20 protein-coding genes, 1 tRNA gene, 1 other RNA gene and 1 pseudogene are annotated in these 23458 nt (G+C 65.8%); 10 read left to right on the top strand and 13 right to left on the bottom strand.

The window, feature by feature from the left end; all coding sequences use genetic code 11:
• Together ABJK40_RS08670 and ABJK40_RS08665 are read left to right on the top strand one after the other, a co-directional pair.
• A pseudogene (locus tag ABJK40_RS08670) lies at positions 1–220 on the top strand (integrase core domain-containing protein); the annotation flags it as partial.
• Between the two features lie 792 nt (positions 221–1012).
• A complete protein-coding gene (locus tag ABJK40_RS08665) occupies positions 1013–2113 on the top strand; it encodes a DUF2510 domain-containing protein (protein ID WP_348479723.1) in 1101 nt (366 codons plus the stop codon).
• Between the two features lie 50 nt (positions 2114–2163).
• On the opposite strand, the gene ABJK40_RS08660 is transcribed toward ABJK40_RS08665, so the two are convergent.
• Both ABJK40_RS08660 and ABJK40_RS08655 read right to left on the bottom strand, forming a co-directional pair.
• On the bottom strand, positions 2164–3084 hold the full coding sequence (locus ABJK40_RS08660; protein ID WP_348479724.1) for an IS3 family transposase: 921 nt from the start codon (positions 3082–3084) through the stop codon (positions 2164–2166).
• Positions 3081–3416, bottom strand: a complete 336-nt coding sequence (locus tag ABJK40_RS08655; protein WP_348479725.1) for a hypothetical protein — start codon at positions 3414–3416, stop codon at positions 3081–3083. The genes ABJK40_RS08660 and ABJK40_RS08655 overlap by 4 nt, the downstream gene beginning before the upstream one ends.
• 111 nt (positions 3417–3527) lie before the next feature.
• On the opposite strand from ABJK40_RS08655, the gene ABJK40_RS08650 reads away from it, so the two are divergent.
• Entirely contained in the window at positions 3528–4298 is a 771-nt protein-coding gene (locus ABJK40_RS08650; protein WP_348479726.1) for a hypothetical protein, read from the top strand.
• 63 nt (positions 4299–4361) lie between these two features.
• Here ABJK40_RS08650 and ABJK40_RS08645 read toward each other — a convergent pair whose 3' ends face one another.
• Positions 4362–5366: a peptidoglycan-binding domain-containing protein gene (locus ABJK40_RS08645; protein WP_348479727.1), complete on the bottom strand. Its 1005-nt coding sequence runs from the start codon at positions 5364–5366 to the stop codon at positions 4362–4364.
• Positions 5367–5631: 265 nt separating this feature from the next.
• Entirely contained in the window at positions 5632–6897 is a 1266-nt protein-coding gene (locus tag ABJK40_RS08640; protein ID WP_348479728.1) for an ISL3 family transposase, read from the bottom strand.
• 275 nt (positions 6898–7172) lie between these two features.
• Here ABJK40_RS08640 and ABJK40_RS08635 point away from each other — a divergent pair, with 275 nt between their 5' ends.
• On the top strand, positions 7173–7991 hold the full coding sequence (locus ABJK40_RS08635; protein ID WP_348479729.1) for a hypothetical protein: 819 nt from the start codon (positions 7173–7175) through the stop codon (positions 7989–7991).
• Between the two features lie 45 nt (positions 7992–8036).
• Here ABJK40_RS08635 and ABJK40_RS08630 read toward each other — a convergent pair whose 3' ends face one another.
• From ABJK40_RS08630 to ABJK40_RS08620, 3 genes are all read right to left on the bottom strand, one after another.
• On the bottom strand, positions 8037–8795 hold the full coding sequence (locus tag ABJK40_RS08630) for an SDR family oxidoreductase (RefSeq protein ID WP_348479730.1): 759 nt from the start codon (positions 8793–8795) through the stop codon (positions 8037–8039).
• A gap of 259 nt (positions 8796–9054) precedes the next feature.
• Positions 9055–9774 (bottom strand): DUF429 domain-containing protein, encoded by a 720-nt coding sequence (locus ABJK40_RS08625; protein ID WP_348479731.1) that lies wholly within the window; start codon positions 9772–9774, stop codon positions 9055–9057.
• Positions 9775–9801: 27 nt separating this feature from the next.
• The gene (locus ABJK40_RS08620; RefSeq protein ID WP_348479732.1) at positions 9802–10980 is read right to left on the bottom strand and encodes a type IV pilus twitching motility protein PilT; all 1179 of its coding nucleotides are present in this window, start codon (positions 10978–10980) and stop codon (positions 9802–9804) included.
• A gap of 51 nt (positions 10981–11031) precedes the next feature.
• Between ABJK40_RS08620 and ABJK40_RS08615 the strand changes: the two genes are divergently transcribed.
• Positions 11032–11847: a prepilin peptidase gene (locus tag ABJK40_RS08615; protein WP_348479733.1), complete on the top strand. Its 816-nt coding sequence runs from the start codon at positions 11032–11034 to the stop codon at positions 11845–11847.
• A 19-nt stretch (positions 11848–11866) separates the two neighbouring features.
• Here the strand turns inward: ABJK40_RS08615 and ABJK40_RS08610 are convergent, their stop codons facing one another.
• Positions 11867–13141 carry a type II secretion system F family protein gene (locus ABJK40_RS08610; RefSeq protein WP_348479734.1) on the bottom strand — a complete coding sequence of 425 codons (1275 nt, stop codon included), beginning with the start codon at positions 13139–13141 and terminating at the stop codon, positions 11867–11869.
• Between the two features lie 164 nt (positions 13142–13305).
• Between ABJK40_RS08610 and ABJK40_RS08605 the strand changes: the two genes are divergently transcribed.
• The gene (locus tag ABJK40_RS08605; RefSeq protein WP_348479735.1) at positions 13306–14772 is read left to right on the top strand and encodes an HNH endonuclease signature motif containing protein; all 1467 of its coding nucleotides are present in this window, start codon (positions 13306–13308) and stop codon (positions 14770–14772) included.
• Between the two features lie 174 nt (positions 14773–14946).
• On the opposite strand, the gene ABJK40_RS08600 is transcribed toward ABJK40_RS08605, so the two are convergent.
• A complete protein-coding gene (locus tag ABJK40_RS08600; RefSeq protein ID WP_348479736.1) occupies positions 14947–16725 on the bottom strand; it encodes an ATPase, T2SS/T4P/T4SS family in 1779 nt (592 codons plus the stop codon).
• A 71-nt stretch (positions 16726–16796) separates the two neighbouring features.
• Entirely contained in the window at positions 16797–18137 is a 1341-nt protein-coding gene (locus ABJK40_RS08595) for a hypothetical protein (protein ID WP_348479737.1), read from the bottom strand.
• 336 nt (positions 18138–18473) lie between these two features.
• On the opposite strand from ABJK40_RS08595, the gene ABJK40_RS08590 reads away from it, so the two are divergent.
• The 4 genes from ABJK40_RS08590 (at position 18474) to tadA (ending at position 20263) form a co-directional block, all read left to right on the top strand.
• On the top strand, positions 18474–19343 hold the full coding sequence (locus ABJK40_RS08590) for a 5'-3' exonuclease H3TH domain-containing protein (RefSeq protein ID WP_348479738.1): 870 nt from the start codon (positions 18474–18476) through the stop codon (positions 19341–19343).
• A 105-nt stretch (positions 19344–19448) separates the two neighbouring features.
• Positions 19449–19547: signal recognition particle sRNA small type (ffs, locus tag ABJK40_RS08585), an RNA gene on the top strand.
• Between the two features lie 62 nt (positions 19548–19609).
• A tRNA-Ser gene (locus ABJK40_RS08580) sits at positions 19610–19697 on the top strand.
• A 98-nt stretch (positions 19698–19795) separates the two neighbouring features.
• Positions 19796–20263 carry a tRNA adenosine(34) deaminase TadA gene (tadA, locus tag ABJK40_RS08575; protein ID WP_348479739.1) on the top strand — a complete coding sequence of 156 codons (468 nt, stop codon included), beginning with the start codon at positions 19796–19798 and terminating at the stop codon, positions 20261–20263.
• Between the two features lie 81 nt (positions 20264–20344).
• Here tadA and ABJK40_RS08570 read toward each other — a convergent pair whose 3' ends face one another.
• The 3 genes from ABJK40_RS08570 to ABJK40_RS08560 are packed head-to-tail and all read right to left on the bottom strand — an operon-like array spanning position 20345 to position 23362.
• Positions 20345–22267 carry a hypothetical protein gene (locus tag ABJK40_RS08570; RefSeq protein ID WP_348479740.1) on the bottom strand — a complete coding sequence of 641 codons (1923 nt, stop codon included), beginning with the start codon at positions 22265–22267 and terminating at the stop codon, positions 20345–20347.
• A gap of 1 nt (position 22268) precedes the next feature.
• The gene (locus tag ABJK40_RS08565; protein WP_348479741.1) at positions 22269–23042 is read right to left on the bottom strand and encodes a GTP-binding protein; all 774 of its coding nucleotides are present in this window, start codon (positions 23040–23042) and stop codon (positions 22269–22271) included.
• Entirely contained in the window at positions 23039–23362 is a 324-nt protein-coding gene (locus ABJK40_RS08560; protein ID WP_348479742.1) for a roadblock/LC7 domain-containing protein, read from the bottom strand. Before ABJK40_RS08560 ends, ABJK40_RS08565 begins: the two co-directional genes overlap by 4 nt.
• Positions 23363–23458 lie beyond the last annotated feature (96 nt).

The raw sequence follows: 23458 nt of genomic DNA, 5'->3' as shown, positions 1-23458 counted from the left end.
TCGGTTCACCGAACGCCTCGACGAGATCGGCGCTCGCCCCTCCATCGGGACCGTCGCGGACTCCTACGACAACGCGCTCGCCGAGACCGTCAACGGGCTCTACAAGACCGAGTGCGTGTTCGGACCTGACGCACCACGACCGTGGGACGACGTCGACCAGCTCGAACTCGCCACGCTCGGCTGGGTCCACTGGTTCAACACCGACCGCCTCCACAGCCACTGAGGCGATGTCCCGCCCGACGAGTTCGAAGCAGCGTTCTACGCTGCACAACAGACCGCCCCGACCGGGGTTGGAAACCAATAGAACGAGCCTCCATCAAACCCAGGGCGATTCACAACCGAGTCACCTGAGCCGTTGGGTTGGATCGACCATGCGATCGCCGTTGCCGAGTCCTGTGCTCCGCTCGCGTCTGTTCCCACGTCGCTCGGAATCGAACGCGTAGGAGCGGAAATGGCTGCGTTGTCCGCACGGAAGAAGCACGGTGAACTCCTGATGTGGGCGGGGATCGCCCAGTCACTTCGGGGAAACTCAGTTGGAGCCGCTGAACGTTTGGTGGAGGCTGGACAGGTCTTTCAGCACGTGTGCAACATCGACCTTGCCGACCAAACCGGTTGTCGGACGTTGCGGGCCAGGGCTCTCGAAGAAGCTGGCGAGGCCGCACTTGCTGGCGGAGCGCTCGAAGAAGCTGCGAAACACCTGAGCGAGGCGGCCTTGTACTTCAAGTTTGCGGGCGACGGGCAGCGGAGTTCGCTTGCCGACGCTCGCCTTCGTTCGCTATCGATGTCCAACCTTCCGAGGTCAGGCTTTCTTGAACGATCCGGTGCACCGGCGACGACAGTCCTTGGAACCTCGACGGCGGTCGATCTTCGACGACGCGCCTCAGCCCAGGACGGGGCACAAGGAAGTGGGCCCCCCCGGCCGCCAGCGCCACGACAACCTCCACGGCTTAAGAGCCCACCTCGGCAATCAGAGCGCCCGAACCGGGATCCCATAAATCCGATCGCGCAATCCGTGATTCCAAATCAAATGGGAGCCAAGCCGTCAGCTGAGCTGCAGGAGCGATGGTACGCAAAACTTGCCAACATTGCGGCGGACCCGGACTACTCGCGTTCGGTGGAGGCCGCAATTTCTTCCGGCCGTTGCAACCCAGCTGACGTGGGGCGGATCGGACGAGTGACTGCGGAGTTGTTTCGCCGATCGCCGGGTGCAGTACCACTCTTCACGACCTTTCCGGAACGAAGCGATTCTTATGCTCCGACGGCGGAAGACTGCCGGTGGATTGCTGCCGAGATCGACAAAGCTTCGCGCACCGTAGAGACGTTGCGGCACGCTACGGATCTGTTTCACGTCGCCCGCACCGCTGCAGCATTCACCAACGACGTAGTCGGTACCGAGACCCTCGTGACCATCTGTTTTGCGGCTGCAGCAGCTGGCGGGAAAACTAGCGGGGAATACCTGCAGGAGGCGGCGGGGTACGCCATTTCTGTCGGGCTTCGACCCAAACGGCTCCGGGAATTACTAGCCATGACACTTGAGGATGGGACAGGCATTCGCCCACAATCAACGGCCGAGCCTGCGCGTCGGTCGCCACCCCCGTCGAACCATGCCCTACCAGAGGCCGCTCAGAGATCAACACCGCCGCAAAAGGTGGAGCGCGCTATGCCCGAGGGGTGGTACGCCGACTCGTTCGGCCGCTTCGAACTTCGGTTCTGGGACGGTCTTGCCTGGACCGAGCATGTCTCTCGTATGGGTCAGCAGTACACCGATGCTCCGGTGACGTACTTCGAAACCGTCGCGGCTGCCGATGATTTAGGTGAGTTTGGGGTGCCTGAGGGGTGGTACGCCGATTCGTCCGGTCGCTTCGAACTTCGGTTCTGGGACGGTCTTGCCTGGACCGAGCATGTCTTTCGTATGGGTCAGCAATACACCGATGCTCCGGTGAGGTACGTCTTTACCGTCGCTGCTGCCGATGAGTCAAGTGAGTCTGGGGTGCCTAAGGGATGGTACGCCGATCCGTCCGGCCGCTTCGAAGTTCGGTTCTGGGACGGCCTTGCCTGGACCGAGCATGTCTCTCGTGTGGGTCAGCAATACACCGACCCGCCCATCATTTGACCACCTACGTCTCACATCAGAAATGTGTATGAATCGGCCGGGCAATTGCGTCAGATCAGGGTTGGTGTTTGATCTGTCGTGATCGCCCGGTGCCGATCGTAGTAGTCGGCTTCGTGCTCGGCGGGTGGGACCTGGCCGAGTTCGCCGTGCAGTCGTCGGTGGTTGAACCATTCGATGTAGGCGAGCGTCTCGATCTTGACGTGCTCGGCGTTGCGCCAGGGGCCGCGTCGGCGGATGAGTTCGGTCTTGTAGAGGCCGTTCATCGACTCGGCGAGCGCGTTGTCGTAGGAATCGCCGATCGATCCGATCGAGGGGCGGGCGCCGATCTCGGCGAGGCGTTCGGTGTAGGCGATCGAAACGTATTGACTGCCGGCATCGGAGTGCGCGATGACGTCGTCGATGAGTCGGGTGCGCCGGTTGAAGACGGCCATCTCCAACGCGTCCATCACCAGGTCGGTGGTCATCGATGAACTGACTCGCCAGCCGACGACGAAGCGGGAGTGGACGTCGATGATGAACGCGACGTAGACGAACCCCGACCAGGTCGCGACGTAGGTGAAGTCCGACACCCACAGTTCGTTCGGGCGATCGGCGGCGAAGCGGCGTTTCACGAGATCCGGTGCGCGAGGCGACGACTTGTCCGGTCGTGTCGTGCGCATCGTTCGCGAGCGGGCTGCGCCTCGAATCTCCAGCTCAGACATCAGACGCGTGACTCGCGCCCGGTCAATGATCAGGCTGTGTTCGCGGGCGAGGACAGCCTTGATCTTTCGGGCGCCGTAGACCTCGTAGTCGCCGGCGAAGACCGCAGCGATGACCGGCTTCAACTGGTCGTCCTCGAGTCGGCGTGCGCACGTTGGTCGGCGCAGCGCGGAGCGAACCGATGACGGGGCGATCGGGTGGTCCTCGGTGGAGAGGACACGACAGATCGGCTCGACCCCGTGATGCGGAAACGCTCTGACGAACTCACTCACTTGCGTGATCGACGGTCGAGCGCCGCCCCGAAGAAAGTCGCTGCGTCCTGCAGGATCTGGTTCGCCCGAGCAAGTTCGCGGTTCTCCTTGCGGACCTCAGCGAGTTGCGCCTTCAGATCCTCCATCGAGCCGGCCGCAGCTGACGGTTTCGACGGTTTCGGGGTGGCGATCTTGACCCAGTTGTAGAGCGTCACCGGCTTCACGTTCAGCTTCGGGCCGAGGCGCTGACATGCCGAGTACCGCGACTCGTCGGCCTTGATGTGCTCGAACACGAATCGGACCGACGGCTCCTTGAACTCGGCCGTGTATTCGGGTCCGTCGCGCAGGGACACATTAAGGGCCTGGTTCCACGGGTGCTGCCAGAGTGAGTTGCACGGTTGAGGGCACAGCTACTGTCGATTGGAGAAGCCCGCGCTGAGTCCGGCTAGACGCCAGGAGGACAGATGAAGGTGGACAGCCAACGAGTCGAACTGGCAGGCGTAGCACTGCTGACTTCGATGATGATTGCAGACGGCATCGAGGTCGCTGATCCCCGTCGTGATCGTGGTGTCGATCTCATCGCGTACGCCGACCTTGGCTTGTTTCGCGCTGTTCCCGTCCAGGTGAAAGCGGTGAGCGGGGCTCGATTCGGCGTGGATCGCAAGTACGAGAAGTTCCCGAGTCTCCGCATCGTTCACGTGTGGAATGTTCACGAGCCGTCGGAGGCGCGGGTGTTCTGCACCACTTTCGTTGAGGCGGTCGCGGTTGCGACAGAGCTCGGATGGACCGAAACGAAAAGCTGGGAACGAGCTGGCTACTCGAGTCCGATCGACCAGTTGAAGCCGAACCGTAAAATGGCTGCGCTCGAACCGTTCGAAGTACGCCGCGGCGACTGGCACCGCGTGCTGTTTGGCTTGGAGCGTCCCCGCAGCGAGGAAGTGGTCAGCGATCAGGTTTCGGATCAGATCTTCACGCTGTTACGTGGAGATTACGAGTACGAGTTCCTTAACCCCGACGGGTCCGTTGTACATGCCGGCGTCACCGGTCATGTTGTGATCGATCTCGAAGGTCGACAACTCTGGATTCGCCAAGATGTTACGAGTGAAGAGCCAGCTGGAGATCCCGCGCTCTACCGCCCGCATCTTTTCCGTGCGCTCACCGAGACATTAGACGGGTTCTGGGCGTCTCGAAACGACGGCGAGACCATCATCGTGCGGGCGGTAACAGCGGCTTAACCCTGCCCAGCACGTGGAAAGTGACCTGTTCGCCGCTGCCGGGGAGATCAGTGAGCGTTCGTGTCACTCGCCCAGTTCGTCCGGCTGGATGACGTCGTCTCCGTTGAGGTCGATACCGGGGAGTCCGACGCCGACCAGGAGGAGGTTCCAGGTGTTGGTGCCGATGGTTCCGTCGGCGACGAGGTTGGCGTCTTGTTGGAACCGGAACACCGCAGAGGCGGTGTCGGCGCCGTACAGGCCGTCCACGGCAAGCGGGTCGAGGTATCCACGTTCAGCGAGTTGCTCTTGGGCGTAGCGGACCGTACGGCCCTCGCTGCATTGGCGCAGCGGGAGATCGAAGGCAATCTCGTAGGTCGAGCAGGGCGTGAATATGGGGGCGGAGGGTTGGCCGACGGGTGTATCGGTCACGCCGGGTTCGTTAACGGAGATCTCGTAGCGCTGGTACTCGACCAGGACGTCGACGAGGTTCCCGCTGCCCGGCGTCTGGAGGTAGAAAGCGGGTACCTCGCACTGGGAGCCGCCGAGGTGCCCTCGGAAGCCGGCCTCAGCGGGAGGTAGGTCTGATGCAACAGGGTCAAGAGCGAGGCCGCCCGGTGCGCGGGTAGCGACGATGGGCACTGGGTTGAGGTCGAGGACGCGCCATCGACTCACCCACACTCCTTCGCCGCATCGGTTCACCGATGCGGTTCCGTAGGTGACCGGAATCCCGTCATCGAACAGACGCAGCGACTGGCTTGTTGGCTCCCCGACGGCTTCGTACCCGTCCACACGCGGGAACGGCGGGGGATCCTGAAGGGTGACCTCGATGAATTCGATCGTGTCAACGCCGAGCCGGGTGGCCGAAGTGTCGTCATCGTCTGGCGGTGGTGTAGACGACGAGACCGTCAAAGGCGGCACGGAGGTAGCCGCATTGGACTGCGCCGGCTGCGTGGTGGTCGCATCTGATGATGACGCAATTGGCCGAGACTCTGTGGTGGTGGCGCCGGGTACGTCCGCCGATTGGGTGGCGTCGCCGGTCGACGAGCATGCGGCCGCCACCATCAGAACTGGGATGAGTGCTCGCTTCACGGTTCCAGTATCGATCGTAGGCAGCGCCCGGTTGAAGGAACTCCTCGGACCGACCCGTCGTAATCGGGGCTTGCGACTCCAGCTGTTGGGTGGTGAGGTCGATAGATAGTGGTCGCGCCAGGTGAGCCGCACGGTGACCCATATCGCCGGGAAGGCTCCCGTCTCGTGACGCTTGCGGAACCGACCGGAGACGGACTTCAACCGCCGGGCTGACTCGTCATGCGACTTCACAGCGAGCGACCGTCCTAATCAGGCGCTTCGGATTTCAGCGTGGGTTGATGCCGAGGATCGTCCAGTCGGGTTTGCCGGCGTAGAGCAGGGATCGGGTGCGGTAGTTGGTCCAGTTCGTGATCCCGAACGCCACCCTCTTCACTCGCTTGATGAGGTTGTTGACGGCTTCGGTCGGTCCGTTCGTGAACCTCGCCTGATGCCACGCAGCGATCTGTTGGCGCCACTTGGTGATGGTGCGTCCGAGGCGGCGGATCTCTGGCGGACACGAGTCGTCTTGGAGGTCGATGCCGAGCTGGGAGACGAACTCGACAGCAGTCTCCGGGCCGTCGATCGCATAGATCGATCTCACGACCTCTTTGGCGTGCCATGCGTTGCGGACCTCGCCTCGCGGGTCGCCGGCCTCGAGCAGCCCGACGAGCTTCAGGTTCGATTCGTCGTCGAGACGCTCATGGGCGATGGTCATCAACTTGCGGCTCCGGTAGAGCGGGTCGGTCTTGCGACCACGATGGCCGAGGGTCTCGTTCTGCACCCGACGGCGGACCTCGTCGAGCACGAAGTTCGCGAGCTTCACGACATGAAACGGGTCCGCGATCTGGATCGCATGAGGCAGCATCGTGTCGAACACCGACCGATACGAACCTGACAGATCCAACGTCGCCCACACGATCCCATCGACCCACTCATCGGGCTGGGCTGCGAACCATCGACAACAGCTCGCAGCGTCACGACCAGGAACGATGTCGAGGAGTTGGCCTCGGGCGACGTCGACGACCTGGGTCGACCAACACCGACGTTTGAACTTGCCGGACCGGCAGAACAACACCTCGTCGAGGCCGACGGCGACGGTCTTGCCGATGCGGTTCGGGTCGTCGATCAACGGTCGTCCGTGGTGGTTCACAGCGTCCATCACCGTGTGCCAATCGCAGCCAAGATCGGCTGCCACCTCCGACACGGCTCGGCCGTGATGGCCGACCTGGAACGTCGCCCACCGACCCGCCCGATCCGTCATCCCCGCACGCTCAGTAGCGATGCGATCATCGGACTCGACGAAGGTAACAACACCACAGTTCGGGTTCGGGCAACGCCGACGCTGCTTCGACCAGACCAGCCGGGTTCGCCGACCGAAGCACGGCAAGTCGACGAGTTCGACCTCGACACGACCATGGCCCCACACCCTCCCCGCGCAGCCGGGACACAGCGGCCTGGATGCACGGCTGGTGATCGCGATGCGCAGCCATCCGGGCCAGTCACCGACTCCATCGACGTTGACATCGGGCAAGCCGACAAGCAGTTCGCACATGCGCGTAGGGTTGGTCTCCAACAGGGGCTCCTCGAGTTCTGGATGCGTAAGACACACCCAGACTCGTCGGGCCCCTGCCCGCGCCCGCGGACCCCTCCAGCTACCTCAACCCACACTCAGATCCGAAGCACCGGTCAAGGTGCATGACGTTGCGCCAGCAGGTTGCTCAAGAAACTGAACAACCCGCCGAAAGAGACAGGGAGCGTGCTGAGCACGCACGACACCCACCCGATCGACAATGCAGCCGCGCTGCGGCAGGCGGACCAGGACACGACATGTTCGGCAAGACCAAGGAATCCAGCGACATCGACGAGCGAGCAGAGCACGGCATCGCCATCGACGACTTCTTCGGCGACGAGACCGCCGTCGCCGAAGCCGTCCGGGTCGACCAACTGCACCAGCGGGTCACTCACGTCGAACAGCAGATCTCGAGTCAGTTCACCTCGCTCGCCGCCTATGCGCAGATCGCGCAGGAGCAGGTCGAGTTGGTCCGCGCCGAAGCCCAGCATGCGAGCGAGCGGAGCGAGCAGCGAGTCGTCGGCCTGATCGAGCGGGAACGTGCCGACCGCATCGAGTCGTCGTCGGGCGGCGGGACCGACGTGTCGATCCGTCTCGATTCACTCGACGCCCAGGTGGCCGAGATCCGCGACGGCCTCCAGCAGTGCCTGTCCAACCAGAAGGCGCTCGCCGACGCGATCACCGAACTCTTCACCCCCAGCGCCTCCCCGGCGCACACCGTGCCGACGGTTCCCGCAGCAGCACGACCCGACCCGACCATCGCTGAGCCGGTGACGCCGGCGGTTCCCTCGACCGACATGCCCCCCGCACTGTCGTTCGGATCGCCGGCCCCCGAGTTGCTCATGGCCGCACCGTCGGTGTCGTCCCAGGACCCGTCGCTCCCGCCTCCGCCGGTCGAGGCGTTCTCCTTCGACAACCTCGATCGGGAACTCCAGGAACTCGGTATCGACATGCGGGCCGAGCTGGCGTCCGATCCGATCGGCTCGGATCACTTCGCGAGTGACGACCTCGTGGCGATCGAGCCGATCGACACGGCTCGCTTCGCAGGGCCCATCGACGGCCTGTCGCTCGCCTGAGCAGACAAAGACCTCACCGACGTCGGGCAGGCCCCGGTCGAATCGTCAACGAGCGAACCGGGCGACCGCCGCGCGTCTGAGCCGTGCCGGCAACGTGTTGATCACGCCGACCATCGCCTTGTTCGCCGCGCCCGGAACCACGATCGGTGCGTTCTTCGCGATCCCGCGCAACCCTGCCGCTGCGACATCCTCGGCGCTCTGCCACGCCGAGTCGGGAACCGACGAGACGTCGTGGTCGGCGCGTGCCTGGAACTCCGTGCGGGTGAAGCCGGGGCAGAGCGCACTGACGTGGACCCCGTGCGGCCGCAGTTCGGTGTGGAGCGCCTCGGACAGCGACGTGACGAACGCCTTGGTCGCCGAATAGGTGGCCCCGCCCGGGGTGGCCGTGAACCCAGCCACGGACGACACGTTGAGAATGCCTCCTCGCCCCCGGCGCACCATCCCCGGCGCTACGGCGGCCGCCAATCGGTGGAGTGCTGCGACGTTCACCTCGACCGCCGCAGCGGCACGCTCCGCGTCGAGCTCGTGGAACAGACCGTGCAATCCGAAGCCCGCATTGTTGACGAGCAGGTCGATCGGATCGTCGTCGCCGGTGAGTCGCTCCTCCACCGATGCCAGCGCTGCCCGATCGGACAGGTCGGCGACGAGCACGTCGCACGGCACGTCGAGTGAGTCCGCCAGCTCGTGCAATTTCGCCTCGTCGCGGGCGACGACGACCAGGTGGGATCCCGCAGCTGCCAGCTGGACGGCGATCGCCCGACCGATCCCCGACGACGCCCCGGTCACCAACGCTCTCGTCCACATCGGCTCAGTCTGCCCCGCCCGCCCATTCGACAGCGCCCACACGAGTGGAGCGGCCGCGGTGCGCAGGTCCGGGTGCGATCCGTCCCGCAATCCGCGACAACAGCCACCCAGAGTCCGACCCGTCGCCTCACTCGGCGTCCGGACAGACCTCACCTCGGTTCGCTGGCGGCTGGGGCGTTCGAGTGCAAGGCGCGCAGTGAGGACGTTGCCGTCCGGCAACGACGAACCTGCGGAACGCCGCAATCGGGCGTTCCAGTCGTCAGCGAACGAGTTCGGTGCGCATGCCTTCGGTATCCCAGGTGGGGTCGAGGGGGAACCGCGAGATCGCTCGACCCGACTGGCGGCGTGCCGTCCACAGCATCGCGGCGGCGTCGATCAACATCTTCGGATGTGCGCCGACGGGCGGGGTGCGGGTGACGACGTCGTCCACGCCGGGAAGCTGGTCCTTGATCAGCTGCAGCCGTTCGAGTCGACCGTCCTCGTGCCACGGCGAGGTCTTCAGCTTCACGTCGCCGTTCATCGCCGTGAACGACACGTCCGGATGGGCCGGCACGAATCGACGTGCGTGATACGGCTGGAGTTCCTGTGCGGCTTCACGCATCCGGTGGAACCGACGCTTGTCGGCTGCGTTCATCCACGGCTCGGTGCGTGCCGCCGCCTCGCCGGACCGCTCCTGGAAGGATTGCCGACTTGGTACGCCGTAGATCGCAGCAGCGCGCGGCCATCCGACGTATTGGCGAGCGTCGACATCACATGCACGCCACGGTCCGTCTGGAAAATCCTTCAGGCCCATCGGAGCGTTGATCGCCGCTGCGTCGAACGACGGTCGGTAGTCGAGCACGTCGAACAGGTTCTTCACCACGAATGCCTCCTCGGCCGCCACGGTGATGCCCGCCATGCGGGCGGGCAGCACCAGCCAGCCACCGGGGCACGTGGTGATGCCGGCAAGGTTCTTGTACGGGAGCTTCTTGGCAACCATGACGTTCCTCTCGACTCCGGTGGACGATCAGACGCCGACAGAGCGGTCGGCGTACTCGCCCGAGCCGGACGAGGCGGCCTGGCCGCCCGCCATGGTCGCCTGTGCCTGGAGTTGGGAGCGGGCGGTGGCGAGCTGAGCCTGGATCTCCTTCGGGTAGGCCGACGACTCCATGGCGGTCTCGAGGCTGATCAGGCCCGAGGCCACCAGACGGGCGAGGTCCATCTCGACCGTCTGCATCCCGTCGGCCGCGCCCGTGGCGATCATGTTGCGCATCTGGCGCGACTTGCCCTCCCGGATCAGGTTCCTGATCGCCTCGTTGGCGACCATGATCTCGTACGCGGCAACTCGGCCGCCGCCGATGCCCGGCAGCAGACGCTGGGAGATGACTCCCTGGAGTGCACCGGCGAGCATGATCTGGATCTGATCGCGTCGTTCCGACGGGAACACGTCGATGATGCGGTCGAGCGACTGGGCGGCGTCGTTGGTGTGCAGTGTGGCGAACACGAGGTGGCCGGTCTCGGCGAGCGAGAGCGAGATCTCCATCGACTCGAGGTCACGCATCTCACCGAGCAGCACCACGTCGGGGTCCTCACGCAGTGCGCTCTTGAGGCCCTGGCTGAACGACCGCACGTCGGTACCGACCTCACGCTGGTTGATCATCGCCACCTTGTGGTGGTGCAGGTACTCGACCGGGTCCTCGATGGTCAGGATGTGCACGGGACGCGTCTCGTTGATCCGGTCGATCATCGCGGCCAGCGTGGTCGACTTGCCCGAACCGGTCGGGCCCACCACGAGCACGATGCCATACGGCTTGTACGACAGGGTGGTGCATGCCACGGGAGCACCGAGCTCCTCGAGTGTGCGAACACGGAACGGCACGACTCGCAGGGCGAGTGCATACGAGCCGCGTTGGCTGAAGGCGTTCGCGCGGAATCGACCCACACCGGGCAGACCGAACGAGAAGTCGACCTGACTCTCGTCCTCTAGCTCCTGCTTCTGTTCCACAGTGATGAGCGACATGATCATCCGGTCGATCTCATTCGAGGTCAGCACGGGCACGCCTTCGAACGACACGAGCGAACCGTCGCGGCGAACCGTCGCCGGGCGCCCCACCGTGAGGTGGAGGTCGGATGCTCCGGACTGGACCGTTGCGGTCGCGAGCGACACGAGCATGGGGTCGGGGTTGATGGCTGATTCGACGGGCATGGGGGTCTAACCTCCGGTCACGAACCGACGGGTGCCGGCTGATTGGATCTGATGAGTCTTCTGTTCTTGATTCCGCTGGTGGTCGTGTTCGGCCTGCTGATCGGCTCGTTCCTGACCGTGGTGGCGGATCGGGTGCCCCGCGGCGGCAACATCAACCGGCCGCCGAGTGCATGCGGGAACTGCGGGCTGCGCCTCGGCCCCCTCGACCTCGTCCCGGTGTTCAGCTGGCTGGCACTCGGCGGCAAGTGCCGCCGGTGCCGCAACCCGATCGGCAAGGAGCCGATCGTGATCGAGCTGATGAACGTAGCGGTCTGGGTCGTGTTCGCACTGAGGTTCGCTGACGACTCCATGGTCGACGACTCGATCGCCGTCCTCCCCGCGTTCCTGATCTTCGGCTCGGTGCTGGTGGTGCAGACCTGGATCGACATCCGTGAGCAGCGCCTGCCACGCGAGATCACCTTCACCGGCATGGTGCTGGGTGGCGTGGCGCTGATCGTGGCGGCGCTGATCGTCGGCGAGCCCGACCGCATTTGGATGTCGGCGCTCGGAGCGATGATCGCACTCGGCCTGATCGGCGGCATCTACCTCGGGAGCAACGCGTACTACGGCAAGGACGTGGCCTTCGGGTTCGGCGACGTGATCCTCGCCCCGCTGCTCGGGATGTTCCTCGGCTGGTTGAACCCGGGCATCGTGGCGCCGGGCCTGTTCTTCGGTTTCGTCCTCGGCACGCTCGGTGCGATCCCGGCGATGGTCGGCCGCAGGGCGACCACGAGGACCCAGCTTCCGTTCGGACCGTTCCTGGCCCTCGGTGCCGTGGTGGCGGTGTTCGTCGGACAGCACTTCGTGGACCTCGTGCTCGGGCGGTGAGTCGTTCGTGACCTGACGGTCAGAACGCGCCGGGCCCTTCGATGTCGACGACCTGGACGATCGGCGCGGGAGCGTCGACCGGAGCCGCATCTTCCTTCACACCGCCGAGTACGCCGTACATGGCAGACACGAGAGCGAGTGCGACGAAGCCGACGATCACGCCGACGAACACGATCATGATCGGCTCGAAGAGGCTCGTGAACTTCTTGATGCGGCTCTCCAGCTCGCGGTCGAAGTAGATCGCACAGATCTCGAGCTGATCGTCGAGCGTGCCGGTCTCCTCGCCGACCTTGAACATCTGCCTCGCGGCACCGGGGAAGAGTTCGGTCTCGATCAGCGGCCCAGCGAAACCGCGCCCTTCGAGCATCTGGGCGCGAGCGATCTCCAGACGTTCGATGTAGATGACATTCGCTGTCGCATCGGTGGCGGTCTTCAGTCCCTCGGGCAACGGCACGCCGGCCTGGACCATTGCCCCGAGGATCCGACAGAACCGTTCGAGGATGGCATAGTCGATGATGCCCTTGACGATCGGGATCTTCAGCACGAGGTGCTGCCGCCAGATCTTGCCCGTCGGGTGCTTGGCCAGGAAGAGCATGGAGGCAACGAACACTCCGATGAATCCAGCCGTGAAGAACCACAGATCGGTGAAGAAGCGTGAGAAGAACAGCATCATCCGCGTCGGAAGCGGCAGGTCGGCGCCGAGTTCCTCGAACAGCGGCTTGAACTGCGGCAGCACATAGCCGGCGAGAAGCAAGACGGTTCCCAGAGCCATCACCATGACGACCATCGGGTACGACAGTGCACCGACCACCTTGGCCCGGGTGTCAAGGGCACGCTCGAGGTATTCGGCGAGGCTCTCCAACGCGGTATCGAGTTGTCCCGTCAGCTCGGCCGACTGCAGGATGCCGATGTAGAAGTCGGGGAAGACGTGCGGAAAGCCGGCCGCCGAGACCGACAGCAGGCCGCCGTTTCGCAAGTCGTCGGTGAGGCCACTGATGGCCCGACGCAATGCGACGTCGTCGGTCTCGTCGCCGATCGTGATCAGCGCGTCAGTGATCGGGATGCCGGCCTTGACGAACACGGCGAGTTGACGCGTGAAGTGCATCAACTCCTTCTTCTTGACCTTTTCTGCAGTGAGCTCGAAGTCGAGCAACCCGCGGGACTCTTCGATCTTCGTGGGGAACAGGTTCTGTCCCACAAGAAGAGCGCGTGCACCGCCGAGCGTGTCGGCCTTGGTGACCCCGTTGACCGGGGTGCCCTGTGCATCGATGGCGGCGTAAGCGAACTTTGGCATGTCGGGTGGTTCCTGTTCGGAAGGTCAAGGATTCGTTCGCTGTCTCTTCGGCACGCGACGAGCCGGTGTTGAGCGCGTTCTGCAGGAAAGGTCCAGCCATCGCCGTGGAAAGAATCTCTGCGACAGGACTTGACAGACAACGCGAACAGGCGTATGGTATGAGTGTGCCAACGATCTCTGTGACTTCGACTGGCGTCGATGCGCTGGTCGACGACGTAGCCGGTCACCTGAACGCACAGCACGGCCGACTGATCGACGTCACGATCTGGCTCCTCGCCAACAAGCAGGAGTGGCAGGGCGACGGCGTGTGGACCCCCGCCCAGTACCTGGCGTGGCGCGCCGGCGTGAGTCCGACCACGGCATCGAACCTGGTGAAAGTCGCCGAACGCTCCCACGAGTTCCCTGTCGCGATCGAGAAGGTCCGTCGAGGCGAGATGTCGCTCGATCAACTCATGCCCATCGTCCGCACGGTCCCCGGATGGGCAGATGCCCAGGTCACCTCGCTCGCGCACAAGTTGACGGTGTCCCAGATCCGCCGACTGGTGAGCGAGACGAACTGGGCGTGGATGCCGGGACCGATGCCCGATCAGGGCCCCGACCCTGGTCCCATCGACGAGGAGGCCGCACCGGGTTCTCGAGTCGAACGCCACGACGGCCCGGCTCGTTCCGACGACGCCGACGAGGCCGAGCCGAACCAGAACCGGGTGAACTACGGCTTCGGGGAGAACGGCCGCTGGTATCTGCACGCCGACCTCGACACCGATCTGGGTGCTCAGATCCACCAGTCGCTCGACGAAGCCCGCGACGCGCTTTTCCGCGACCGCAACCATGCTCAGACCGCGCGACCGGGGAACTCCGATCCGAGTGTCGAGGACGACGAAGGGAGCGAGCACGACCACTCCGTCGCCCGCGCCGACGGTGACACCCCCGGCGAGGTCGGAGTCGAGCACGACCCGAACGTGCTGGTTCCCGTGTCCGATGCCGAAGCGTTCGTCGAGATCGCTCGTCGGGCGATGGACGGCATCGAATCGCAGGACCGCCGCGATCGCTTCCGGGTGAACCTGTTCCTCCAGATCGACGGCACGATCGGCACCACCGAGCACATCACCCTGCCCGACTCGCTACGCGACCTGCTCACGTGCGACGGACGTATCGATCCGATCTTCGTCAACGGGGCGACGCCGGTCTCGATCGGCCGTACGTCCCGGGTGATTCCCGAGCGACTGCGCCGGACCGTCCTGCACCGCGACCACGGTTGCTGCCAGGTGCCGGGTTGCACGGCGACTCGCGGACTCGATCTGCACCACGTGGTGCACTGGTCACGAGGTGGTCCGACCGATTCGTCGAACCTGATCACCGTGTGCTCCCGACACCACCGGATGCACCACAGGAAACGACTCGGCATCACCGGTGACGCCGACGATCCCGATTCCCTCGTGTTCACGAATCATCACGGTCTGCCCATCCGCGCGTCAGGCGCGAGCCCCACCCCGCCCGGCGGTCCACCGCCGTCGATCGACGGGACGTACGAACATCCCATCGGAGAGCGACTCGATCGACGCTGGGTCACCTTCGTCGACCCGAACATCCCACTCTGCGAACGCCACCCGCACCCCGGCATCGCCGGCTGACAGGAGTCGAGTCAGCGAGAGGCCGGTCGCTCGAGTCGTGGCGACGCACCCCGATCGAGTCAGCAGGTGGAGGATGGCAGCAGCCCCACCTCGGGAACCGATGTCGCGGCCGCCCGGATCGGAAGCGACACACGGCGACGCCGAGCCTGGAGCGCTCCGAGCGACACCTGGAAACTAGTGAGCGAACAGCGTGCGGACGACTTCGGACACCGTGGTCGTGTCGTCCTCCACGAGCTGGATCGCCTCGCGCAGCATCGTGCGCATGCCCTGGGCGACGGCGAGGCGCCGCAGCTCCTCCGTGGTGGCCCAGCCGACGATGAGACGGCGGATCTCCGGGGTGATGCGGAGCAGTTCGTAGATGCCGATGCGGTCGCGGTAGCCGGTCATCGAGCAGTAGGTGCATCCGGCGCCACGCCAGAACACGGTCTTCTCGCTGCCGCCCGAGTGCTGGCGGAACACGGCGAGTTCCTCGGGGCCGAGTTCGTACTGTTCCTTGCAGTTGTCGCACATCTTGCGGATCAGTCGCTGGGAGACCACGCCGACGATCGCCGACGCGACGAGGAACGCCTCGATGCCCATGTCGAGCAGGCGGTGCAGTGCGGCGACGGCGTCGGTGCCGTGCAGCGAGGAGAGCACGAAGTGACCGGTGAGTGCGGACTGGATGGCGATCCGGGCAGTGGGTTCGTCACGGATCTCGCCGACGAGGATCACGTCGGGGTCCTGACGCAGGAGGGCCTTGAGGCCGGTGGCGAACGTGAGGCCCGCCTTCTCGTTCGTCTGCACCTGGTTGATGCCGGGGAACACATACTCCACCGGGTCCTCGACCGTGGTGACGTTCTTGCCGTTGTTGTTGATCTCGAGCAGCGTGGCGTACAGCGTCGTCGTCTTGCCGGCGCCGGTCGGACCGGCACAGATGACCATGCCGAACGGCGCGTGCACGAGCTTGGCGTACGTGTTGTACGTCTCCTTCGGCATGCCGAGTTCGCTCAGGCCGACCATCGACTTGGACTTGTCGAGCAGACGCATGACGATCTTCTCACCGAACACCGTCGCCACGGAGGACACGCGGACGTCGAGATCCTTGCCGTCGACCTTCGTGGAGAACTGGCCGTCCTGGGGCGCACGCTTCTCGACGATGTTCATCTCGGACATGATCTTGAGGCGTGACACGAGTGCGTTGTGCGCGGTCAGCGGGAGGCTGAACGCCTCGATCAGCTGGCCGTCGACGCGGTAGCGGATGCGGAGGCGATCGTCGAGCGGTTCGATGTGGATGTCCGACGTGCGGTCGCGCAGGGCCTGGCCGACGATCTTCGCGACGAGCTGCACGACGGGCGATTGGTCGTCGAGGCTGACCTCGGCGATCGTCTTCTCGGCGGCCATCCGCTGCTCGTCCTCGCCGGCGAACGTGGACAGGATCGCATCGAGGTTCGAGGAGTTGCGGAACATCTGCTCGATGAACGACGTGACCGTGTTGTGGTCCGACGCACGCCACGACAGGCGTTGCCCGCCGGCGGCTGCTTCGACCTGCTGGCGCCGAAGCGCCGACGGATCGACCGCGTACACGATCAACCCCTCGGGACCCTCGGCGACCGCGATCACCTTGTGCTCACGGCAGACCTGCTCGGACAGCTTCTGGACGACCTCCGGGTCGAGTTGGCCGACGTTGGAGTCCGCAGCGGGCACCTGGCACGCGGCAGCGACGGCATGCGCGAGTTCGTTGCGACCGACCCTGTTGCGGCTGATCGCGTACTCGCTGAACTTGAACAGGTCGCCGTTGGCATCCGTCAGGAGTTGGGCGAGTTGCTCGGCCGTGAGGTAGTTCGCCTGGACGAGTGCCTGGCCGGCGGCCATGCATTCGTCGAGGTTCGGTCCGGGAGCGTTGCGCTCCGCCAGGGCCACGCCGCCACCGCTCTGTTCGGGTGCGTCGTCGTCCTTCTTGCGTCCGAGTGCCATGAGTGTGGATTCCGTTCTGCGTTCTGTGGTCGTGTCGTCGTCGGGCGGGATTGGAGTTCTTCAGGCGTCGGTCAGTAGCTGACCGGCGGCTCCAGGCTCATCGTGAGTCCGACCGAGGTGAGCGACGAGTCGCCGTTCGTCGTCGGGTCGGCGGTGGGCGGAGAGAGCGGAGACGACGCAGGTGGAGCGTCGAGGCGGTCGTTCGACGGCATCACCGGCGTGGTCGAGCGGCTCGAATCCTCGCCGCTCGCGGCCGGCCGGGACATGGCGACGGTGGCGTCGTCGGCCCCGTCGTCACGGCCACGGATGATGTCGGGGTCGAGCATCAGCACGGCCCGCTCGACCTCTTCGAGTCGTTCGAGTTGGACGGCGGTGGCGACGTCCATGCTCTGCTCCTGCACGGTCGTCTCGATCTCGGTGAGGCGGACGGCGGTGGTCTCGAGGCTGCCGTTGATCGTCTCCTGGAAGCGCTCCATCTCGATGCGGACCAGTTCTGCCTGGCCCAGTGCCGAGGAGATCTTGTCCTTCATCTCGTCGATCGCTTCTTCGTCGACGTTCTCCATCTGCTGGCGCAACGAGGCGATGCTCGTCTCGACGTCGGTGAACTTGGCATCGGCCTTGGCGATCCGGCCGTTCAACGCGTCGACTGCCTCATCGAGACCGGCGCCGATCCGACCGACGTGGGCGTCGATGTCGGCGACGCGCTGGCCGATCTCCTCGTTGACCCGGTTCTCGAGGCCGAGCATCCGTTCGTTGATCCGGGTCTCGCTCGAGTCGACGCGGTCGCCGATCAGGTTCGACACCTCGGACTGCTGACGAGCTGCGAACGCGGACACTTCGTCGATCCGCATCACCATCGAGGTCATCCGGTCGTCGAAGCTGCCGAGAACGTCGGACTGGACGCGTTCGAGGCGTGCGTCGATCGCTGCGGTGACCTGGTTGATGTGGTTGACCATCTGGCCGGCCTGGTCGTCGAACTTGCGGATGCTGCTGTCCAGGTTGCGGACCTCGGCCTCGACGGCATCCTGGCGGTGCTCCAGTTGCTTCACGACGGGTCGGGCGGCGGACTCGACGGCCGATGCGATGCCGACGTTGGCCTCGTCGATGACCCGGCCGAGCCGCGTGTTCATCTCGTCATGGCGCTTCTTGGTGGCCGAGCCGAACTCGTTGAGTTGCGACTCGAGGACGTTCTGCAGTTCGGTCTGGTACTGCGTGTTCGCGGCCTGGCTGGACTCCAGCGCTCCGGCCAGCGAGCGGACCTGACGTTCGAGCTCCGCACGTGCGGTGGCTCCCGCAGCGACCTCGTCGCTCAGCGCCTTGAGGTTCATGGCGACCTCGCCGCTGAAGCGGGTCAGTTCCTGTTGCACAGCAGCGACGATCTGTCGTTGCATCTCCTGGATTTCTTCGCTCATGTCCGGTTCTCTCCCTCGGAACCTCGCCCTCCGAAGTGAGGGAATCGGTCGGGTGGCTCGTTGATGTATCGACCCGTGTGCTGCGCGTCTTGAGGAATTGCTGATACTTGACGCGTGTTGTGCCGGCGAGACCGCCAGATGTCGTCGTCATTCCGGTTCGGCGCAGCACGGGGCGTCACGACTCGGGATCCGTCCGGAACCGGGACGACAGGACCTGGTCCGATCCCGTCCACGAACCGGAACGTCGAGGACCTCGTGCGGTCCGAACACGAACCGAACGTCGAGGCGAACGGGAGGACGTTCGGTGGGATTCGTGCGGAGCGGTACGGTTCGGCCATGCGCGTGCACCTGGTCGACGGCACCTACGAACTCTTCCGTCAACACTTCGGGCAGGTCGCCCGCCACTCGAACACCCATCCGATGGCGGCCGCAGCCGGCGTGGTGGCCTCGACCCTGGCACTCGTGGAGGACGGCGCCACCCACATCGGCGTCGCGTCCGACCACACCATCACCAGCTTCCGCAACGACCTCTACGACGGGTACAAGGACGGGGTCGGGATGGACGAGGACATCCTGCGACAGATCCCCGTGATGGAGGACGCTCTGGCGGCCGCCGGTTTCACGGTCTGGCCGATGGTCACCCACGAGGCCGACGACGCCATGGCCGCGGCGGCCGCAGTGGGAGACGCCGACGAGCGGGTCGAACAGGTGCTCATCGTCACTCCCGACAAGGACCTCGGGCAGTGCGTGCGAGGCGAGCGCGTCGTGCAGTTCGACCGCCGCAAACGTGAGATCCTCGACGAGGCGGCGGTGATCGCCAAGTTCGGGATCGGCCCGTCGTCGATCCCCGACTTCCTGGGCCTGGTGGGCGACTCGGCCGACGGGTTCCCCGGGCTTCCCGGCTGGGGGGCCAAGAGCGCAGCGAAGGTCCTCGCCCGGTACGGGCACATCGAGGACATCCCCGCCGCCGCCGGCCAGTGGGACGTCGACGGCCTGCGTGGCGCCGCCAAGCTCGCGACCACCCTGCAGGAGAACTACGAGGACGCGCTCCTCTTCCGACGCATCGCGACCGTCGACATCGACATCGACGTCGGCTCCGTCGACGACTGGAGATGGACAGGCCCGACGGAGAGGTTCGCGTTCGTGGCCGAGGAGCTCGGCTCACCGGACCTCGTCCAGTACGCCGGCCGTCTCACCCCCACCTGACGTCGCGATCCGCTGCGCCACGCCGGTGCCTCGACAGGCGCGAACGTGCGTGGCTCCGGAGTGACCAGGTTGCGCCCAGGCGGCGCTACGCTGCCCGGCGGTGGTGACCGGGTCCTGTGCAACGACCGCCCGTGAACCAGGTCAGGACCGGAAGGTAGCAGCCTTCATCGGCATCGGTTGTGTGCCGCAGATCGCCTGGTCACCACCACTTTCACTCGCCGATAGCGTGGCGAGTGCGAGGTACGACACAATCTGCCGAACAATCTGGAGGGGTGCGAGAGCGGCCGAATCGGCACGCTTGGAAAGCGTGTGACCTTCACGGGTCCGTGGGTTCGAATCCCACCCTCTCCGCCAGATTCCCATGTGGCCCACCGGCTCGTTCCGGTGGGCCGTCGTCATTTTCGTGGCCGCCCCGTCCCCGGCCGGACCGGCGACTGCGAGACTCCTCATCGATGACGCACGAGAGCAATCCGCTCCACCACGACTGGATGCAGGTCGCGCTCGACGAGGCTCGTGCAGCGATCACACACGACGACGTTCCGGTCGGTGCCGTCGTGGTCCGCGACGGCACGGTGATCGCCGCGCGACACAACGAACGCGAGTTGTCCGATGACCCGGTCGCGCACGCCGAAGTGCTTGCGCTGCGTGATGCAGCACGCGTCGTCGGCAACTGGCGGCTCGACGAATGCACCCTCGTGGTCACGCTCGAGCCGTGCGCGATGTGTGCGGGGGCGATGGTCAACGCCCGACTCGGTTCGCTCGTCTTCGGTGCGGCCGACCCGAAAGCGGGAGCGGTGACCAGCCACTTCGGGTTGCTCGACGGCGCCCCGCTGAATCATCGCGTCCCGGTCGTGGCCGGTGTACGCGCCGAGGAGTGTGGCGATCTGCTCCGAACGTTCTTCCGTTCCCGCCGCAGCTGACGCCGTCACCCGGCCGGTCTCCCGCTGTCCCCGTCGGCTGCTCCCGGTCGGCTGCGGGTGGTCCGGCCACGGAACGGGCGATCAGTCCTTCTTGCGCAGGCTGCCGATCAGTCGACGCAGCGCGCTGCGACGTTCGCTCTGGATGTCGTCCTGGTCGTCGACGAAGACGATCGAGGCCTTGCCCGGTTCCGGGTGTCTCGATGCGGAATCGGCGACACCGGACTCGGTGACACCCGATGCTCCCGCCTGCGCGGCCGCCCGCTCGTAGACCGCTTCGGCGCGCATGTCGACGGTCGGCGGTGCGAAGCCGAGCGGCTCGTTCCGAGCGGCAGGGCTCGGCTGGGCAGCGGGTGCGAGGGGCGTCGGTGCGCTGAGCGCCGTCGGCGGTGCGAAGTTCGGCGCCTCGAACGCAGCGGGTGTCGGCGTCTCCGTCGCGGCCGGGGCCCGAGCCGGTGTCGGGGCCTGTGACGGTGTCGGCGCCGGTGCCGGTGTGGCCGTCGGAGGCGCGAGCGCGAGTTCGGGCGGCACCACCGGGGCGAGTTCGACGCTGGAGACGGTGGCCGGCCGAGGTCGCGCCGCTGCGCTCTCGATCGCCTGGAGTGCACGGCGGACCGCTGCGGCGACGTCGTCGGGAACGGCTGCATCGGGTTCGGGGATCTGGTCGATCTGGAGCGGCTCGATCGTGAAGCCGAGCGGACCGGGGCCCGGGGCGTCGAGTGACGGGGAGTCGCTCGGCGTCGAGCGTCCTGGCTCGCGTGTCTCGATCGTCTCGTCGACCGACGGGGAGGTCGACGAGGTCGTTGGTGGAGTGGTCGACAAGGTCGTTGGTGGAGTGGTCGACGAGGTCGTCGGCGAGGCATCCGACAACGGCATCGCTGCGACCGGCACGACTTCGATCAGGTCGGCGGCGAACGGATCACCGACGTCGGCGGGTGGCTCCGCACCCGACAGACCGGTGGTCGCCGCGCCGGTCGCGGTCGATTCCGTCGTGGTCGATTCCGACCGTGGATCCGGGAAGGACGGTGGCGCCGTCGGCTGTGCGGTGTCGGCTGGTTGCTCCGACTGGGTGGTCGGTCCGGCCGTTGGACTCCATCGCGCGTCGATGATCGAGTCGTCCCGGGTGCCGTCGGGCCAGACGATGCGGAACTCCCCGAGCGGTGAGGCGACCGACTCCGATGCTTCGGGCACGTCGCCTCCCCCGGCAGTCCAGTCGGCGCGGTCGGCGTCGAATCGGTCGAGTTCGGCCTGGATGTCGAAGGTGGCGTCGTCGCGCGATTCGTGCGTCGACCGGCCGTCCGGCGGTGCGGCGATGCCCAGACCGGACGGATCGGGCTCGGCCCACTCGATCCGCATGTCGTGCGCAACGGGAACCTTGGGGTGGGGCAACTGGCCGCCCGAGCCGAGCCGTGGAAGTTCCTCCACCACCGAGCGATCGACCTGCATGACTCCACTCGAGGGTCGGTGGACGCCCGTTGGCTCCGAGGACGCCACGAACCAGCGGTGGATCCCGGAGGGATGGTGGCGATATGCGCTGACCGTGATGGTCGCGGTGACCGAGTTCGCGAGTTGCTGCACGATGGCGTCGGTCGCGTTCTCGACGATCACCATGACCAGATCTCGATCCACCGTGGCATCTCGATCGAACAGACGCCCGAGGTGTTCGGCCCCGCCGACGCCGATCACCCCTCGTTGCAGTTGCACCGAGTCGATCGCTCCGGCGTCGAGGATCAGACGGCTGAGGGAGGGGTCACCGTCGCGCTCGGCGTGGTAGATCGAGCCGCCGTCGAGATACAGGCGAACCGCCGGATCGATCGCGAACGTGATCTCGCCGGTGAAGGCATGGAAGCGCGCGACGTCGAGCGAGGTGGCGGCGGTCTGCGGGACGGCGACCGTCGAGACCGCGTAGTCGGCGAACGTGGCGTAACGCTCCGCCAGGCCGAGGTTCGCGGCAGCGCGGGGTGGAGCGGTCGCGGAGTGGTGAACGGGCGGCGGTTCCGAGGTCATCTCAATCCGCCGGGCCCTTCTCCATCGAGTCGAGCAACGTGAGCAGGATCTCGACGATCACCTCTCGCCCCGACTCCGAGTCGATCAGCTGGCACGGAACGACCGCTTCGCCGGCCAGTGCCCCGAGCGAGCGGGCCATCCGATCGGCCATGTCCTGGTCGTCACACCGGTTGACGGCGATCACCGCAGGCACACGGAGTTCGGACAGCAAGGAGCGCAACTCGACGCCGGCCGCGGCGTGGGTCTGACGGGCTTCGGCATCGATCACGAAGGCGACGATGTCGACGTCACCCTTGAGGATGTTCGTCATGAACCGGAAGCGCGGCTGGCCCGGCGTGCCGAACAGCAGGAGGCTGACGCCGTCCTCGTCGAGTTGATAGGTGCCGAAGTCCATCGCGACGGTCGTGTGGGCCTTGACGTCGGACTCCTCGCCACTCGTGACCACGTCGGTCGAGACCACTTCGGTCTGCGACACCGACCGGATCAGCGAGGTCTTTCCTGCGGCGAACGGTCCGGTCACCAGGATCTTGAACGTGTGCGTGGTCGGCGCAGGGGTGCCGTCGTCGGCTCGGTCGGCCACTCCCTCTCCCACTCCAGCTCTCTCTCCCTCGACGTCGGTGTCCGTGTCGGTGTTGGTGTCGACTCGACGCGACGGTGCCACGTGGTCGTCGACGCTGGGCTCGACCAGTGGTCGTCGTGGCGACGGTTCGGTGCCCACGCCGGTGCGCGTGTCGGTGGAGGCGTCGCCGCCGACATCGGCATCGGTTGCGTTCACGAGGTGCCCGCCAGGAGCGACGCGCGTGAGCGCACGAATCGGCGCAGGCGGGTCTGGTCGACGTTGGAGTCCGTGACCATTGCGAGGACGCGTGCCGTGCCGATCGGCCAGAGGAGCAGCAGGCCGTTGTCGTGGTCGACGACGAGTTGGCGCAACTGCGTGCCGTTGCCCATCAAGACGAGTTGGTGCGCGAGTCCGATGGCTGCTGCGAGCATCGCGGCGTGGGCCGCCTCGTTCGGCATGGTCTCGCTCTGCGCGAGTGCGAACCCGTCGACCGAGGCGAGGAGGGCGCCGCGTGCACCCACGATGACCTCGGTCATCTCGTCGAGCGCCTGGGTCGGCGTGGTCGGGACCGGACGGCCGACGGCCTGTGGTCGGGCGGACGCTGACGTCGCGGGGCCTGTCGCTGACGGTGA

The organism is Ilumatobacter sp., assembly GCF_039969435.1.
Taxonomy (GTDB): Bacteria; Actinomycetota; Acidimicrobiia; order Acidimicrobiales; family Ilumatobacteraceae; genus Ilumatobacter_A.
Note: the sequence above shows the minus strand (reverse complement) of the source record. Positions and strands in the feature narration are given on the sequence as shown.